At 36.7% G+C, this 16,785-nt stretch carries 12 protein-coding genes; 8 read left to right on the top strand and 4 right to left on the bottom strand.

The window, feature by feature from the left end; translation table 11 throughout:
* The first annotated feature begins 116 nt into the window (after positions 1-116).
* The 4 genes from xyl3A (at position 117) to L6469_RS09560 (ending at position 6,655) form a co-directional block, all read left to right on the top strand.
* Positions 117-2,690 carry a xylan 1,4-beta-xylosidase gene (xyl3A, locus tag L6469_RS09575; protein ID WP_027453138.1) on the top strand — a complete coding sequence of 858 codons (2,574 nt, stop codon included), beginning with the start codon at positions 117-119 and terminating at the stop codon, positions 2,688-2,690.
* Between the two features lie 9 nt (positions 2,691-2,699).
* The gene (xylE, locus tag L6469_RS09570; protein ID WP_006282670.1) at positions 2,700-4,169 is read left to right on the top strand and encodes a D-xylose transporter XylE; all 1,470 of its coding nucleotides are present in this window, start codon (positions 2,700-2,702) and stop codon (positions 4,167-4,169) included.
* A 199-nt stretch (positions 4,170-4,368) separates the two neighbouring features.
* Complete coding sequence (locus L6469_RS09565) at positions 4,369-5,037, top strand: Crp/Fnr family transcriptional regulator (protein ID WP_006282671.1); 669 nt, start codon at positions 4,369-4,371, stop codon at positions 5,035-5,037.
* A gap of 22 nt (positions 5,038-5,059) precedes the next feature.
* Positions 5,060-6,655, top strand: a complete 1,596-nt coding sequence (locus tag L6469_RS09560; protein ID WP_006282672.1) for an RluA family pseudouridine synthase — start codon at positions 5,060-5,062, stop codon at positions 6,653-6,655.
* 190 nt (positions 6,656-6,845) lie between these two features.
* Here L6469_RS09560 and L6469_RS09555 read toward each other — a convergent pair whose 3' ends face one another.
* The 3 genes from L6469_RS09555 to L6469_RS09545 form a co-directional block, all read right to left on the bottom strand.
* Positions 6,846-8,588, bottom strand: coding sequence for a helix-turn-helix domain-containing protein (locus L6469_RS09555; protein ID WP_006282673.1), 1,743 nt, complete (start codon positions 8,586-8,588; stop codon positions 6,846-6,848).
* A 482-nt stretch (positions 8,589-9,070) separates the two neighbouring features.
* Positions 9,071-10,732 carry a putative transporter gene (locus L6469_RS09550; protein WP_006282674.1) on the bottom strand — a complete coding sequence of 554 codons (1,662 nt, stop codon included), beginning with the start codon at positions 10,730-10,732 and terminating at the stop codon, positions 9,071-9,073.
* 13 nt (positions 10,733-10,745) lie between these two features.
* On the bottom strand, positions 10,746-11,564 hold the full coding sequence (locus tag L6469_RS09545; protein ID WP_006282675.1) for a pyridoxamine kinase: 819 nt from the start codon (positions 11,562-11,564) through the stop codon (positions 10,746-10,748).
* Between the two features lie 197 nt (positions 11,565-11,761).
* On the opposite strand from L6469_RS09545, the gene L6469_RS09540 reads away from it, so the two are divergent.
* Entirely contained in the window at positions 11,762-12,679 is a 918-nt protein-coding gene (locus L6469_RS09540; RefSeq protein WP_006282676.1) for a helix-turn-helix domain-containing protein, read from the top strand.
* 20 nt (positions 12,680-12,699) lie between these two features.
* Positions 12,700-13,575 carry a helix-turn-helix domain-containing protein gene (locus L6469_RS09535; protein WP_143031339.1) on the top strand — a complete coding sequence of 292 codons (876 nt, stop codon included), beginning with the start codon at positions 12,700-12,702 and terminating at the stop codon, positions 13,573-13,575.
* 103 nt (positions 13,576-13,678) lie between these two features.
* Here L6469_RS09535 and L6469_RS09530 read toward each other — a convergent pair whose 3' ends face one another.
* Complete coding sequence (locus tag L6469_RS09530; protein WP_039870667.1) at positions 13,679-14,395, bottom strand: ABC transporter ATP-binding protein; 717 nt, start codon at positions 14,393-14,395, stop codon at positions 13,679-13,681.
* 87 nt (positions 14,396-14,482) lie between these two features.
* On the opposite strand from L6469_RS09530, the gene L6469_RS09525 reads away from it, so the two are divergent.
* On the top strand, positions 14,483-16,384 hold the full coding sequence (locus L6469_RS09525) for an AAA domain-containing protein (protein ID WP_039870641.1): 1,902 nt from the start codon (positions 14,483-14,485) through the stop codon (positions 16,382-16,384).
* Positions 16,377-16,769 (top strand): hypothetical protein, encoded by a 393-nt coding sequence (locus tag L6469_RS09520; RefSeq protein ID WP_006282680.1) that lies wholly within the window; start codon positions 16,377-16,379, stop codon positions 16,767-16,769. The genes L6469_RS09525 and L6469_RS09520 overlap by 8 nt, the downstream gene beginning before the upstream one ends.
* Positions 16,770-16,785 lie beyond the last annotated feature (16 nt).

Here is a 16,785-nt window from a genome sequence, read left to right as displayed (position 1 = left end):
ATCGTTCATAAAACAGGTGAAACATTATCAGAAAAAATATTCCAACAAAAAATATACACACTAAATCGCTTTTCTTTGTATTTTTGCGATAAAGAATACATAATCTTAAAACACTAATGAAAAGTAAACAACTAATAACTTTATTTATTGTCAGCACAAGTATATTGAGCTTACATGCACAACATTTACCTTATCAAAATCCTTCTTTATCGGCAGAACAAAGAGCAGAAGATCTCTGTAGTCGATTAACATTAGAAGAAAAATGTAAACTCATGCAAAATGGTTCTCCAGCCATCAAAAGACTCAACATACCAGCATTCGAATGGTGGAGCGAAGCCCTGCATGGCACAGCCCGCAACGGATTTGCTACTGTATTTCCTAATACAACAGGCATGGCGGCTTCATGGAATGATCAGTTACTTCTGCAGATTTTTTCAGCTATAGGTAATGAATCACGTATTAAAAATACACTGGCTCGCAAATCAGGAAACATAAAAAGATATCAAGGCCTTTCTATCTGGACACCAAATATCAATATTTTCAGAGATCCACGTTGGGGAAGAGGTCAAGAAACTTATGGTGAAGATCCGTATCTGACAGGTAAGATGGGACTAGCTGTTGTAGAAGGTTTACAAGGACCTAAAAATAGCAAATATTATAAACTACTTGCTTGTGCCAAACATTTTGCCGTACATAGTGGTCCCGAATATCTCCGACATTCATTTAACATCGAAAATCTGCCCGCAAGAGATCTTTGGGAAACCTATCTACCAGCATTCAAGACATTAATACAAGAAGGCAATGTAGCCGAAGTTATGTGTGCATATCATAGTATGGATGGTCTACCTTGCTGTGGTAGTAACAAGTATCTTCAACAAATATTACGTCAAGACTTAGGATTCAAAGGAATGGTTGTTAGTGATTGTGGTGCTATTGGTGATTTCTGGATACAAGGCAGACATGAAGTTGCTCAAGACGCAGCACAAGCATCAGCTCAAGCAGTACTGGCAGGAACAGACGTAGAATGTGGAGCAAACTATGATAAATTACCAGAAGCTGTAAAAAGAGGAGAAATATCAGAAGAAAAAATTAATGTAAGCGTAATGCGTCTGCTTAAAGCTAGATTTAAACTCGGTGACTTTGATTCTGATAACATGGTGGAATGGACACAACTACCAGAAAGCCTCATTGCTTGCTCTAAACATAAACAGCTTGCCTACCAAATGGCTCAAGAATCAATGACACTTCTTAAAAATAATGGTATACTTCCCCTCCAAAAGAATGCAAGAATTGCAGTTATGGGAGCAAATGCCAACGATTCAATCATGCTTTGGGGCAACTATAACGGCTATCCTACAAAAACTATCAGTATACTAGAAGGCTTGCAAAATAAAAGCAAACATATATCATATATTCCAGGATGTGGTCTGACCAAAAACGAATTCATTGACAGTAGATTCAGCCAATTCAAAACTCCTGATGGCAAAGTTGGTATGCGCGCAACTTACTGGAACAATACTAAAATGAATGGTACACCAGCCACTACTATGGATATTACTGAGCCTATCAATCTCAGTAACGGTGGAGCAACCGTTTTCGCCCCTGGTGTAAATTTAGAACACTTTTCTGCTAAATATGAAGGAACCTTCCATGCAAATAAATCAGAAGATATTCACCTAAAACTTTCAAGTGATGATTTGGCTCGCATAATTATAGACGGTGACACCATAATCAATAGTTGGAAAGCACGCGAAAGAGTCAATGTAAGTGATAAAATTGTACATGTAGAAGCCAACAAAGATTATAAGATACAAATAGATTATGTACAGAATGACGCAGCTGCTATCATACAATTCGACCTTGGGCCATTAGTAAAGATGACAGAAAAAGAGCTCTTACAAAAAGTAGGGGATGCCCAGGTTGTCATCTATGTTGGTGGTATATCACCAAGATTAGAAGGTGAAGAAATGAAAGTAAACGAACTTGGATTTAAAGGAGGCGATCGAACCACTATAGAACTTCCACAATCTCAGCGTGATATGATAGCTTTACTTCACAACTCTGGTAAAAAAGTAATATTTGTAAACTGTTCGGGTGGCGCAATAGCTCTTGAACCGGAAAGCAGAAATGCAGATGCCATTTTACAAGCTTGGTATGGAGGAGAGATGGGTGGACAAGCAGTCGCTGATGTTCTCTTTGGTGATTATAATCCAAATGGAAAATTACCTGTAACCTTCTACAAGAATGATAGTCAGCTACCTGACTATAATGATTATACAATGAAAGGTAGAACGTATCGTTATCTGCACCAAGCTCCTCTTTATCCTTTCGGATATGGATTAAGCTATACCACATTTGCATACGATAATGCCAAATATGACCGTCGAAAGGGCAACCTCTCTCTAGAAGTTACCAATACTGGTAAATGCGAAGGCACTACAACGATACAAGTATACATACGACGGACTGCAGATATAAATGGACCTATAAAAACATTAAAAGCTTTCCAAAAAGTTTCATTGCAAGCTAATGAAAAGAAAAGAGTTACAATAAATCTACCTCGCGAACGTTTTGAAGGATGGGATGAAACGACTAACACGATGCGAATAGTCCCTGGAAAATACGAAATCATGGTTGGCCAACATAGTGACGATCCTGATATGAAAAAATTAATTATTTACCTAAAATAAAACCTTAAAATGCAAGAAACAGAAAAAGGAAGTAAACTCTATTTAACTTCTATTGTTTTGGTAGCTGTACTCGGCGGACTTCTTTTCGGATATGATACAGCTGTCATCTCAGGTGCCGAAAAGGGCCTACAGGCCTTTTTTATGAGTGCAAAAGACTTTAACTATACCGATGGCTGGCATGGATTTACCTGTGCTAGCGCCTTGATTGGTTGTATTATCGGTAGTGGCTTATCTGGTATACTCGCTTCGAACTGGGGACGAAAGAAGTCCTTGATTTTTGCAGGCGCCATGTTTTTTATTTCCGCTTTGGGAAGCATGGAACCGGAATTTGTCTTCTTTAATCACGGAGAGGCTACTTTAAATCTATTAGTCACCTTCAACATCTATCGCATCATTGGCGGTATAGGTGTAGGTTTAGCCTCTGCAATTTGCCCAATGTATATCGGTGAGGTCGCACCAAGTGATATCCGAGGTATGCTCGTTAGTTTCAACCAATTTGCTATTATTTTTGGCCAATTAGTTGTTTACTTTGTCAACTTTATCATCTTGGGCAACCATGTTAACCCTATTATTGAGCTGGTTAATGGCGTCAATCAAATTATGAATCCAGAAGCAGCTTCATGGACAGCATCTACAGGATGGCGCTATATGTTTGGTAGTGAAGCTATACCAGCAGGTCTATTTACAATACTTATCTGTCTTGTACCAGAAACTCCTCGCTATCTAGTCATGACGGGAAAAGTAGAACTTGCACGATCTATTCTGACTAAAATCAATGGAAAAAACACGGCAGAACAAATTATCAACGATATCCACAATACCATGACCGAGAAAACCGAGAAATTGCTTTCATATGGTTTCATGTGTATTTTTATAGGTATCATGCTTAGCGTATTCCAACAGGCAGTCGGTATCAATGCTGTATTATATTATGCTCCTCGTATCTTCCAAGATATGGGCATGCAGAACCCTATGGTACAAACCGTCATCATGGGCATAGTTAACATATCCTTCACATTAGTAGCTGTATTTACTGTTGAAAAATGGGGTCGAAAACCATTGCTTATTTGGGGAAGTATTGGTATGGCTATCGGTGCTTTTGGCGTAGCTTTGACATTTGGCAACCCTACTCTTGATTTGGTTACTATGATTTCTATTATGGTATATAGTGCTTCTTTCATGTTCAGTTGGGGACCTATCTGTTGGGTTCTCATCGCTGAAATTTTCCCAAATACTATACGTGGAAAAGCTGTAGCTATCGCTGTAGCTTTCCAATGGATATTCAATTGGATTGTCAGTTCAAGTTTCGTACCAATGTTTAATATGCACTTGTCCGAAGGAGACAATTTCGGTCATTGGTTTACCTATGGTTTATATGGCGTCATCTGTGTAATTGCTGCAATATTCGTATGGAGACTTGTTCCTGAGACTAAAGGTAAATCACTAGAAGATATGAGTAAGCTTTGGAGGAAAAAATAAAAAGAAGCCTAATCTGTCATTCATAGAGAGACTCGTTTTATAATCTATGGAAACATAAGCAGATTATCATAAATAATTATTCTAAATACATCAAGGGGGGGGGGATACATATTCCACCCCTTTTTACATTATAAGAAGACTGCTATTTTTTACTTTTCCATCAAAAAACAGTATCTTTGCGCTATTAATAAGATATAGTATGCAACAATACGTTTTAGAGACACTACAAAAATGCCCATTATTCAAGGGTATGGAACCTTTGGATATAGAAATGGTCATGTCGAGAGTAAACTACAAACTGGTGGTATATGAGAAAAAAGATGTCTTTACTTTAGCTGGTATGCCTTGCCTTCATGCAGACTTTGTTATCCGTGGCATATTAATCTGCCGTATGTCATCTCTATCTGGTAAACAGGTAGAGGTAAGCAGATTAAAACCAGGCAACCTAGTTGCACCAGCCTTTATCTTTGCTAAGAATAAAGCGATGCCTGTTAGTGTAGAAACTGATACAAAAGTTGAAATCCTACGGTTGTCGCCACAAGCTCTCAAAAGCATAATTGATACTGATGAAAAAATACGCATGAATTTTATTGAAGTACTTTCTAATATTGATGTATTTCTCACAACAAAGATGAGAGTACTATCACTCTTTACTATTAAAGAGAAAGTAGCTTACCTACTCTTGGAACAATCAGGAGAGCAAGGTAGTAACAAAATTCACTTACTAAGATCACGCCAAGAAATCGCAGATTCATTTGGCATTCAAAAGTTCTCGCTTCTACGTGTTCTTTCTGACTTTGAAAAAGTAGGAGCTATTAAAATAGATGGCAAGAATATAACAATTCTAAACCGAAGCAAACTGAAATAATATCATTAATCAAATAAAAGCCATGTCCTTTCATCCTCTTCATACCGATATTCCACTGCCCGAGAAAATGAACAATCCATTTTTCTACGAGCCTCATCCACTATGTCTACTTGCAGCAAAAGAAATACAAGCCCATATTCCACAGCTACAATTGAACGAGGGAAAAATGTTTGGTACACTAATCGTTAAAAGAGGAGAAGAACTTGGCTATTTAGCTGCCTATAGCGGACAGATAGAAGCTATTGACGAAAAGCATATTTCTGAAGAAAACTACTTCGTGCCTGCTGTTTTTGATTACTTGAATCCGAAAGGGTATTTCAAAATTAATGAACATCGTATTTCACTGATTAATAAAGAGATAACAAAGTTATCAACAAGTTATCAACAGCTTAAATTACGCCAAGAATATCAAAATTTGGAAGAAAAGAGCAAAGCCCTAATAGTAGAAAAACAAACCGCTATGAAAATTGCTAAAGCAAAAAGGGATAAAACTCGTCAAACAAGAATTCTCACAGAAGAAGAACAGCTGACAATGACACGTGAAAGCCAATACTTGAAGGCTGAAGTACATCGTGCCAAGCTACAATATAAAGAAAAACTACAACTGCTTCGCCAAGAAATAGAGAAGAACGACCAAAAGATAGCTCTTCTAAAACTGTCAAGAAAACAACAGTCTGATCAACTTCAGCAATGGCTATTCTCTCAATTCAATATATTAAACAAAGAAGGAAAGACCAAAAATTTATTGGATATATTCCAAGATACAGCAGCCAAAATACCGCCCGCAGGAAGTGGAGAATGTTGTGAACCTAAGTTGCTACAATATGCCTTTGCAAACCACTATGAACCTATCTGCATGGCCATGTTCTGGTGGGGACCATCACCTAAAACAGAAATTAGACATCACCTTCATTACTACCCTGCCTGCAATGGCAAGTGTAAACCTATTCTTCTTTGGATGCTACAAGGATTAAACATAGAGGATAATCTACTAAACCTGCAAAAAAAACAAGAACTTGAAGAAATATATAGCGACCATGATTTGATAGTAGTATACAAACCCGCTGGCATGTTGAGTGTTCCAGGAAAAAATATTCGGGAATCTGTACTTTCGATACTAAAAGAAAGATATCCAAAAGCGACCGGTCCTATGATTGTTCATAGATTGGATATGGCAACTAGTGGTTTACTTGTTGTAACAAAAAATTTAGAAGCCTACATCAATTTACAAAAACAATTTGCAGAACACACCATCAAAAAAAGATATGTAGCTCTATTGGAACATATTCCTGATCAATCTATAGGTATAGTTGATTTACCACTATTACCTGATATCATGGACAGGCCACGACAAAAAGTGGATAAAAAGAATGGGAAAAAGGCAATAACCAAATATCAGGTTATTGCTCAAAATCGTGTATGGCTTTATCCTTTAACAGGAAGAACTCACCAATTACGCATGCATTGCGCACATGAAGAAGGCTTAAACAACCCAATACTTGGGGATAACTTATATGGTAAGCCAGCAGATAGATTATACCTACATGCTGAATACCTTGAGTTTACACACCCCTCAACAGGAAAACGAATTCATTTTGAATATAAAGCTCCTTTTTAAGTAAAAGCTTAACCAAAAAGTGCTAAGCTTTTACACACATAGTATCATACCACAAGAAGTTTTACTATACTTTTCCACGGTTATCAACAAAAAATCCTTGAGTTATAAACAAATTATTCTTGAGTTATAAACAAGTAAGAACATACTTATCAACCTAAAATAATACTTATAAACACAAAAAAGTGAGTTATCAACAATTTTCTACATTATCTACAGAGTTATCAACAAATTCTTCCATAGAGTTATGCACATGATCCTCCATTTCAAGAAACTGTTTACGATAAACCGAAGGCGTTATACCAACAGCTTGCTGAAAAACTTTATAGAAAGTAGAAGGTGAGCTAAAACCAAGATCGCTCCATATTTGCTTCAAAGGATAAGAAATCATATTTTTATCCGACAGTATTCTAACAGCTTCGTTGATACGATATGAATTTACAAACTGCAGATAATTCATACCAGTCTTATCTTTTATCACCTTAGACAAATAAGTACGATTAGTATGGAGACGCTCTGCCATCTTATCACGAGTAAGTTGTGGTTCGGTATACAAACGATTATGTTCCATCAATTCACAAAGCTGCTGATAAAGACCATTCAACTTATCATCATCCATCGACAGCACCTCTTTTTCCTTTTCAGACTGTCTTACCAGCATTTCCTGTAACTCTTTTTGACGAGCTATAGCTTTCGTATTTTGCATCACGATTTTTTTATACAGCTGATTACGGTGGCGAGTATTAACATAAATAACTATCAATAAAGCCAAAAGGATAAAGATGATAATACCCAGCATCAAATTAAAAGTCTGCTGCTCTTTCATTTGTACTTTTCTTTTTTCCGCCTCCTGATCCTTACGATTTATATCCTGCATCATAGTTAGCTCATGCGTCAATCTATCCATATTAACACCTACAAGACGATTTAAAATGGCATGTGCATATTCCAAATACATCAAGGAATGTATTTTATCACCCATCTCACGATAATTACGTGAAAGTAACTCATATCCTTCGACCGATTTATTAGTAACCCCTATCTTATTGGCAAGTTTAAGAGCATCATTCACCAAATGATTAGACCGCACATACTCACCTCTTTGATAAAGAGTTTCTGCATATATTATATAAGCATCCACGGTAAGATGTGGTTGATGATTCTTTTTTGCCAGTACCAATGCTTTTTTAGAAAATCCTTCAGCCTCCAACAATTTTCCTTTTGCTAACATAACCTTAGCATAAAGAACATATACAGAAGATATATCTGCATAAGGGAAAGAACGATAGATTTCGAGTGCTTTTTGAATATATTTCTCTGTTTCAGTATATCTATGCTTATGCAAATAATACATGGCTATATAATAGGTACCTAAACACGTATACTCAGCATCACCTATCCTATTACCATAATTATAAACACTAATTGCATACTTAAGCGCTCCAGAATATCCATTAGATTGTGACAATGTAAGAAGGTTACCATAAATGCGATAACAAATTGACTCATAACCAGCTCTTTTAGCATACTCTAACGCCTTGAAAAAGAATTGTTGGGCAATAAAGCTGTTATTAGAAACCATAGCATGATAGATACCACGAGCATTCATCACCATCGCTTTTATAGAATCATGATGAAGCTCATCTGCTAAATGCATCGCTTGATCCAAAAATTTTTGTGAACCATGAATATCACCTTGAAACATTTTAGAGAGTCCACTATAAAACAATCCATAGGCTTCATAGGCAGAATTACTTTCCTTCCGGGCTTTAGATATCAACAGGGAAGAAGAAGAAACTAATGCTTTATAATCAGACACACCTCTTTCGTATTCGCATTGTTTTTTTATATTGGCTAACGAACTATTTTGTAAAGGAGCAGCTGTTAATATCCATCCATTACAAAACAACAGCAATATTACTATTAAATATTTCATTAAAAAAGCTATAAACTTAAATCGACTTAAATTAACACAAAAGTAGTTATAAACTTTCAATTTGCCAAAAATATAAGCAAAAAGACTCGTTTTTTGTTACAAATTTGGCAAAATTGTCGTTCCCGTAAAAAATTAGTTTGCCTTTTTGTGATAAACATAGTAATTTTGCAAACAAAAAGATATACTTTATTAAACTGTAACAAGACCAATCTTTTTAACTATATGATTTAATATTAGGATAAATATGCTTACGTCATCGTAACTGGATTACATAAGATGTGAGATTATAAAATTTGTCCAACTATGAAAACACAGGGTTAGAAAATACCGTATGGTATAGACGTACTTGTCAATAACAACTTCAACAAAAAGTTCTCTTCTAATACCTTAAAATTAATTCAAGTAGAGAAAGATCCCATACCAGTATTACTGGATGGGATCTCTTTTTTATACACTTATTTCACCACAGAAATAAGATATAATTATACAAAAAACATAATCAGAATTTGAGCAATAATAACCCTGACAAACATGCCTAAAGGATAGACCGAAGCATAGCTAATACTGGCAGTATCGCCCTTTAAAGTATCATTAGCATAACCTAAAGCCATTGGATTAGCCATACTACCACACAAAATACCACAGATCGTTCCAAAATCATATTTCTTACTTTTCAAGGCTATCAAACCAATAATAATAACCGGAATAACTGTTATCAAAAAACCGATAATAATCCAAGCGATACCCTCTGGACGAACTACTGTAGCAAAGAAATCCTTACCTGCATCCAAACCCAAACAAGCCAAGTAAAGTGACAAGCCTAATTTGCGAAGCATCAAAGAAGCACTTCGAGTTGTATAAGATATCATGTGCAAACGAGGGCCAAGAGCTCCAATGATAATACCCATGATTATAGGACCGCCAGCAATACCCAAACGAACAGGAGTAGCCATTCCTGGTATTAAAATAGGGATTGTACCTAAAGCCAAGCCTAAAATAATGCCAAGGAAAATACTGCCTAAATTAGGTTCGTTAAGCGTTTTAACCGAATTACCTAAGAAATCTTCAACATGATTAACATCTTCATGCAAACCTACAACTGTAACTCGATCACCATACTGTAAGCGAAGATCATTCGTAGCCAGCAACTTAATATCGCCACGAATAACACGACTTACATTGACGCCATAAGAAGTACGTAAATGCAATTTGCCCAACAACTTACCATTTAGTCCAGGTTTAGTCAATACAATGACACGACTCTCAACATTTGCATCCATCGCATTCCAATCGATCATATCCTTATTATAATCTTTTGGTACACGCTTACCAAATAGTAGCTCCATCGCGGCCTCATCTTCTTTAGATGTTACTACAAGAATATTATCACCCTGTTCCAGTTTGGTAGTTGCCTGAGGCACAATAACAGCATCAGCTCGCCAAATACGAGAAATAATAAATTTCAAATGCGTCTGCTCCGAAATTTCAGCTATCGTTTTATCAGCTACCGCTGGATTAACAACAACAAACTGAGCAATAAACGTATGATCATCTTCTGTCAATGGCTTTATTTCCAAATCCTCTGGTTTAACAAAGAGTTTTCGAAGTAACACCATGGCCACAATTACACCTAACACGCCCAAAGGATAAGTGACAGCTGTAGCCAAAGCGACACTTTTGCAAGAAACACCTAAATGCTCTAATGCCTGTGTTGCAGCACCAAGAGCTGGGGTATTTGTTGTTGCACCACAAAGAAGGCCCACCATATTAGGCACATCAACATGCGTAATAGGAACCATAACCATAGAGAAAATGGTACCTAACAGAATTACAGCAAGACTCCATACATTAAGAGATAAGCCTTCATGACGCAATGAGCCAAAAAAGTTTGGACCGACATGAAGTCCAAGACAATAAACAAAAAGCGATAAGCCAAATGTTTCTGCATAATCGAGAGTCGTACTATCGATATTAAAACCTACATGACCAGCAAGAATACCTACAAAGAAGACAAAAGCCACCCCTAAGGATATTCCCCGAACATGAAATTTTCCTAAAGCCAGACCCAGCGAAACAATTAAAGAAAGAACTACTACTGTCTGAATTGAGGAATGTACACTAAAGAGCTGTTGAAACCACTCCATTTACTTATTATTCTTACAAAATATTGAGATAATTTTCCAAAGGTATACCTCGGTTTTTATCTTCATTGTTTTTATTAGCATCTATCAGTTTATACACGCCATCCATAGCCTTGCGCGTACTATCCTTCAATGGTTCACCGTCCAATAAATGCCCTATCAAAATAGCTGAGAAAATATCTCCTGTACCTGGGAAATGAACTGGTATTTCGGTATACTGCAGTTGGAAATATTCATCAGTGTTATGATTATATCCCACTACGGAAGGGTCACCATCAACTTTAATACTTGTAATCAGAACAGACTTCGAACCAATCTTACGAAGATGATCGATTAGATTCATAGCTACATCCATATTAACACCTTCAGGATCAAATTCACGACCTGTAAGATAACAAGCTTCTGTATAATTAGGATAACAAAGATGTGCAACACTCAACATTTCGCGCATACTTTTGATTGTTGCCGGTGTCACTCCATTATACAATTTTCCTTCATCACCCATAATAGGATCTACAAAAATTGTTGTCCCCTTCGCAGCCTCTTCTTGACAATATTGACTAACGATAGAAGCTTGATACTCACTAGCAATAAAACCTGTAGCTATTGCATCAAAACGAAACCCAAGCTCACGCCATACAGGAAATACACCCTTGATATAATCAGTAGTATCAAGAATGTTGAATTTACCATAATCTAACGTATTAGACACAAGTGCAGTAGGTAAATTATATGTAGGATGACCAAAATATGAAAGAATAGGTAACATTGCAGCTGTTGCTACCTTACCATATCCTGCCATATCATTAATCAGGAGAATCTGTTTTTTATTCATTTCCAGTTCTAATTTTCTCGGCAAAGGTAGTAAAAAGATAAGATATATCCACGTGACTCTTCGAGATTTTTGTTATATTTGTGTAAATAAATGGTGAAAATCGGTCGATAGGTAATAACGATACATTATTCTGTAATCGATGTACTGCCATTTAGAGAAGAATATCATATATTTGCACCCATAAACCCTATATAGATATGGAAGAGAATGGAATTATCATCGTTGACAGCATTGATCAATACAACAAATTAATGGGATTTTCCACCAAAAATCCTTTAGTTGCCGTTGTTGATATGTCGAAATCAGAATTGACAAAAGCTTGTCAAGAAACAACCATAGAATATGAAGTTTATTCTATCTGGCTGAAACAGTCATACTGCGGTGACATTACCTACGGCAGACAACCATATGATTATCAAGAAGGTACAGTTACAGCATTTGCCCCTGGACAAATTATACACTTCAAGCCTGCAGCTGATTACAAACCTAAAGCATTAGGACTTCTTTTCCATCCAGACTTGATTAGAGGAACTTCTTTAGGACACAACATTAAGCAGTATGACTATTTCTCTTATTCTTCACGTGAAGCACTACATCTGAGTGAAGACGAAAAAGTTATATTCCAAGACTGCTTAGAGAAAATAAAAATGGAAATAGAGCGTCCTATTGATAAACATAGCAAAAAGCTAATCTGTAGAAATATAGAGCTCTTACTAGATTATTGTATGCGTTTTTACGAACGGCAATTTGTTACCCGTAAAGCAGCAAACTTGGATGTGCTTGATAAATTTGAGAATTTACTCGACCAGTATTTTACAGGAAACAGGGCAGAACAGGAAGGATTACCTACAGTAAAATATTTCGCTGAAGAATGTTTTTTATCGCCAAACTATTTCGGTGATCTTGTTAAAAAAGAAACTGGAAAAACTCCACAAGAACATATACAAGCCAAAATTATCGATTTAGCAAAAGAGTCTCTTGCCGGGACAGACAACACGATTAATGAAATAGCATATCAGCTGGGATTTCAGTATTCGCAACATTTCAATCGCTATTTTAAACGAAATGTGGGAAAAACGCCATCACAATTTCGTAAAGAAATGGCTCTTTTATAACTTAAAAGATTGGGAAAAACTTGAAAAATATAATACATTCTATCTGTGCATGTAACAAAAAGTTTCATGAAAAGACAAGACATCCCCTTGTCAGTATAATCAATCTAGCTTATGAACAGGAAGATATTCAACTAGAAATGGGTAGCTATGCTGTCATTCTGCGTCAAATTGATGCAGATAGTTATTGCTACGGCAGAAAAAAATACGATTTTTCTGATGGAACACTGATTTTTAGGAGTCCTGATAAAGCTATAGCTTTAGATACGGATAAAACAACAAAAAAATACGGTACCATGCTTGTATTCCATCCAGAATTATTATGTGGCACCACATTGGCTACAAAAATTAAAGATTATACTTTCTTTAAATATAAAGAAAATGAAGCTCTACACCTTTCCTCTTGCGAAATGAAACAAATTTTACAAGCTTTCAACTGTATACAAGATGAATTAGAATGGGGTATAGACAAGTACAGCACAACCATAATATGCAATAAGATTGAGACATTACTCAATTACTGCTGCCGGTATTATAACCGTCAGTTTACTACTCGTCATGATGCGTCTAGTCTACAAATGAACGAAGCCCAAAAAATGATAGACCAATATCTCACGAGTCAGAAATATGACAGTTGTAATCCTCCTTGTACTTGTAAATTCTCGACAAAACTGGGTCTTTCCAGTGCATATTTTAATGACATGTTAAAATATGAAACAGGAAAAAATTTCTACGACTATATCAATTTAAGAAGAATTGAATTAGCCAAACAGTTACTTCTTGGTACAAACAAGAGCGAACAGGACATAGCACAAGAATTGGGATATTGCTCTGCAGGCCGATTCAGACAAATGTTTATCAAACTCACAGGTAACACTCCCGAAGCATATAGAAGTTAGTAATAAATGAAAAAATCAATAAATACCGACTTATAAACCTATTGATATCATTAATGCTACAAGACGTGGCTATATATCGCAAGCCATTATCAGACTATCAAAATCAGATATCTAACAGAAGGCTCATTTCCTTCTCAACTTGCTGACAATCTACCTTTTGGATTCCAGAATCTGCAACTTGAAGTAAAGTATCAGCTAATCTCACAGCCAAGTCTAGATCATGAGTTGATAATAAAATCGTCTTGTGCATATCATGAGCTAAATTTCTTAATAGTTTCATTACTTCTACCTTACTTGGAAAATCAAGAAACGCAGTTGGTTCATCCAAAATTATTACAGGTGTCTGCTGGGCTAAAGCTCTAGCAATCATCACTTTTTGTCGCTCGCCATCACTTAGTTCACGAATCATTCGTCCTCTTAACTTATCTATCCCCACTAAAGATATAGCTTCATCGACAAAAACCTTATCTTCAGAAGACAGTCCCCCGAAGAAATTAGTATAAGGTGCTCGCCCCAAAGCAACTAATTCTTCTACACGCATATTACGAAGTTGTGGATGATCAGTTAAGACAACCCCCACCTGTTTAGAAAGTTCTTTCTCACTATACTCTTCTAATGCTCGACCATTAATCATAATAGTGCCCGATAACTTAGGGAGTAATCCTGATAATGTACGTAACAGAGTAGATTTTCCAATACCATTGGGACCAAGAAGACATACCAACTCACCCGAAAAGATAGAAAGATTAACATCCTTGAGTACCTTCCGACTATCAGTCTTCTGCCTATATCCTATTGATAAATTTTTAAGAAGAATCATTTCTTTTTCCATAACATCGCAAAGTTAATAAAATTATCCTATCTCCCCTCACCTCTTCTCTTTTCTTTTTATTACCTTTGCATCATAATGAGTGTACAAGAATCTCCCATACAAGCTTTAATGCGCCAACGCGCGCTCCTACAAATGGAGTATTATGCGGAAAAAGAAGCATTCCGCAAGCAAACTGAAACTATAGGCATTACCAGAAAAGTAAAAAGAGGCGATGCATGGTTTCCCGTGAAAGTCGGTAAAAGCTTCTATAACTCACTCAATCAGAACGCTTTAGAAATCGCCAGAACTACCGATCTCGAAATCGAACATAATTTTGAATTCGGGCGGCCTGCCGCCTTTTTCCAAGTAACAGACGATGGTAAATTAAAATACTTTAATTTTACATGTACCGTCAGTTTCGTAGATGGAGACAGAATGGTCCTTATTGTTCCCGAAGGAGGAAGTATCATTGACATTCAAGGTTGCGCAAACCCTATTGGCATACAACTCTTTTTTGACGAGACAAGTTATAAACTGATGTTTGAGGCTATCGACAGAGTTATCAATGCCAAAAATAATCGTCTCGCCTACTTAAGAGATCTTTTTTATTCTCACCAAAAAGCTGAACGATTTACTTTTGCACCAACTCGTTTTCCGTGGCTAAATCCATCTCAGGAGAAAGCTGTAAACGAAGTACTTTGGGCTAAGGATGTCGAAGTGGTTCATGGGCCGCCAGGAACAGGTAAGACTACCACACTCGTAGAAGCTATCAATGAAACTTTGATGCGTGAAAATCAGGTTTTAGTATGCGCACAAAGCAATATGGCTGTAGACTGGATATGCGAAAAGCTCGTAGACCGAGGCATCAACGTACTACGTATTGGGAATCCGACTAAAGTAAATGAGCAAATGCTATCATTTACATATGAACGCCGATTCGAAGCACACCCCGACTATCCACAATTATGGGCTATTCGCAAAACTATACGACAACTTCGAAGCCAGAAAAAAGGAAGAGATGACCGATACCATCAAAAGTTGGAACATCTTAAAGCTCGCGCCACAGAACTAGAAATACGCATCAACACACAACTGTTCGGAGAAGCCCGTGTTATTGCGTCTACTTTAGTAGGCTCGGCAAATCGAATCCTAGAAGGACAAAAGTTTGGTACTCTCTTTATAGATGAAGCAGCACAAGCTTTGGAAGCAGCTTGCTGGATACCTATGAGAAGAGCTACACGAGTGATTCTGGCAGGAGACCACTGTCAATTGCCACCTACTATAAAAAGTTTGGCAGCCTTAAAAGCTGGACTTGGCAAAACGCTTATGGAACGAATTGTGGAGAACAAACCAGAAGTAGTCACCCTTTTAAAGGTACAATATCGCATGAATGAACAAATCATGCAATTCTCAAGTAACTATTTCTATCATGGAGAAGTAGAGACTGCCCCACAAATAAAGTATCGAGGTATCCTCGACTACGAAGATCCGATGATGTGGATAGATACGAGTGAAATCGAAGTAGGACCAGATGAACCATCGTTCAAAGAACAATTTATAGGAGAAAATTTTGGACGAGTTAACAAAGGTGAAGCAGAACTTACACTCCGAACATTAGAAGAATATTTCCAAAAAATCGGAAAGACCCGAATATTGGACGAGAACATTGATGTAGGTATTATTTCACCGTATCGCGCTCAAGTACAATATTTGAAAAAACTGATACGAAAACGAGAATTCTTCAAACCATACCGTAAGTTTATTTCCGTAAATACCGTAGACGGTTTCCAAGGTCAAGAACGTGATATCATACTAATCTCCATGGTAAGAGCAAATGATGACGGACAAATAGGATTCCTCAACGATTTACGAAGAATGAATGTGGCCATTACACGAGCAAGGATGAAACTCATCATATTGGGAAATGCCCAGACCATGAGCAAACACCCTTTTTATCATCAATTATGGAACTATATACAAGAAATTAATCATGCTTGAAAGAGACTATTTTTTAAAAATAATCGAGGAATTTGCTGTAGCCATTCAACGATTTTTAAATAAGAAGAAAGAACAGCAGACTGATGAAGAAATACAAGATCTTTATCGGCAATATGTAGGCGATTATGATATATTAAGAAATTTAACCGTAGAAGAAGCCATCGATTATGCTCGTCAAGAATGGGAGGACTATAGACAGTTAGAAAAACTAAAAATGCTGGCAGACCTTTGGTATACAGAGGGGGCTATCAAACAACAGCCTTTACGCGACATACTACTCACTAAATCCTTCAAGCTCTTTGACTATATTGATGGACGAGACAAAACATTCTCACTGCTAAGGCAACAAAAGATGACAAAAATAAGGGAAATGCTTCATAGCTAATATCTATTTTGATAAA

The organism is Segatella baroniae B14, assembly GCF_022024235.1.
GTDB lineage: Bacteria > Bacteroidota > Bacteroidia > Bacteroidales > Bacteroidaceae > Prevotella > Prevotella bryantii.
This window is presented reverse-complemented; position numbering and strand designations above follow the sequence as displayed.

Excerpts from the sequence above, each read along its gene's own strand:
- xyl3A (WP_027453138.1), top strand. The coding sequence starts at position 117 with ATGAAAAGTAAACAACTAATAACTTTATTTATTGTCAGCACAAGTATA.
- xylE (WP_006282670.1), top strand. The coding sequence starts at position 2,700 with ATGCAAGAAACAGAAAAAGGAAGTAAACTCTATTTAACTTCTATTGTT.
- L6469_RS09565 (WP_006282671.1), top strand. The coding sequence starts at position 4,369 with ATGCAACAATACGTTTTAGAGACACTACAAAAATGCCCATTATTCAAG.
- L6469_RS09560 (WP_006282672.1), top strand. The coding sequence starts at position 5,060 with ATGTCCTTTCATCCTCTTCATACCGATATTCCACTGCCCGAGAAAATG.
- L6469_RS09555 (WP_006282673.1), bottom strand. The coding sequence starts at position 8,588 with ATGAAATATTTAATAGTAATATTGCTGTTGTTTTGTAATGGATGGATA.
- L6469_RS09550 (WP_006282674.1), bottom strand. The coding sequence starts at position 10,732 with ATGGAGTGGTTTCAACAGCTCTTTAGTGTACATTCCTCAATTCAGACA.
- L6469_RS09545 (WP_006282675.1), bottom strand. The coding sequence starts at position 11,564 with ATGAATAAAAAACAGATTCTCCTGATTAATGATATGGCAGGATATGGT.
- L6469_RS09540 (WP_006282676.1), top strand. The coding sequence starts at position 11,762 with ATGGAAGAGAATGGAATTATCATCGTTGACAGCATTGATCAATACAAC.
- L6469_RS09530 (WP_039870667.1), bottom strand. The coding sequence starts at position 14,395 with ATGATTCTTCTTAAAAATTTATCAATAGGATATAGGCAGAAGACTGAT.
- L6469_RS09525 (WP_039870641.1), top strand. The coding sequence starts at position 14,483 with ATGAGTGTACAAGAATCTCCCATACAAGCTTTAATGCGCCAACGCGCG.
- L6469_RS09520 (WP_006282680.1), top strand. The coding sequence starts at position 16,377 with ATGCTTGAAAGAGACTATTTTTTAAAAATAATCGAGGAATTTGCTGTA.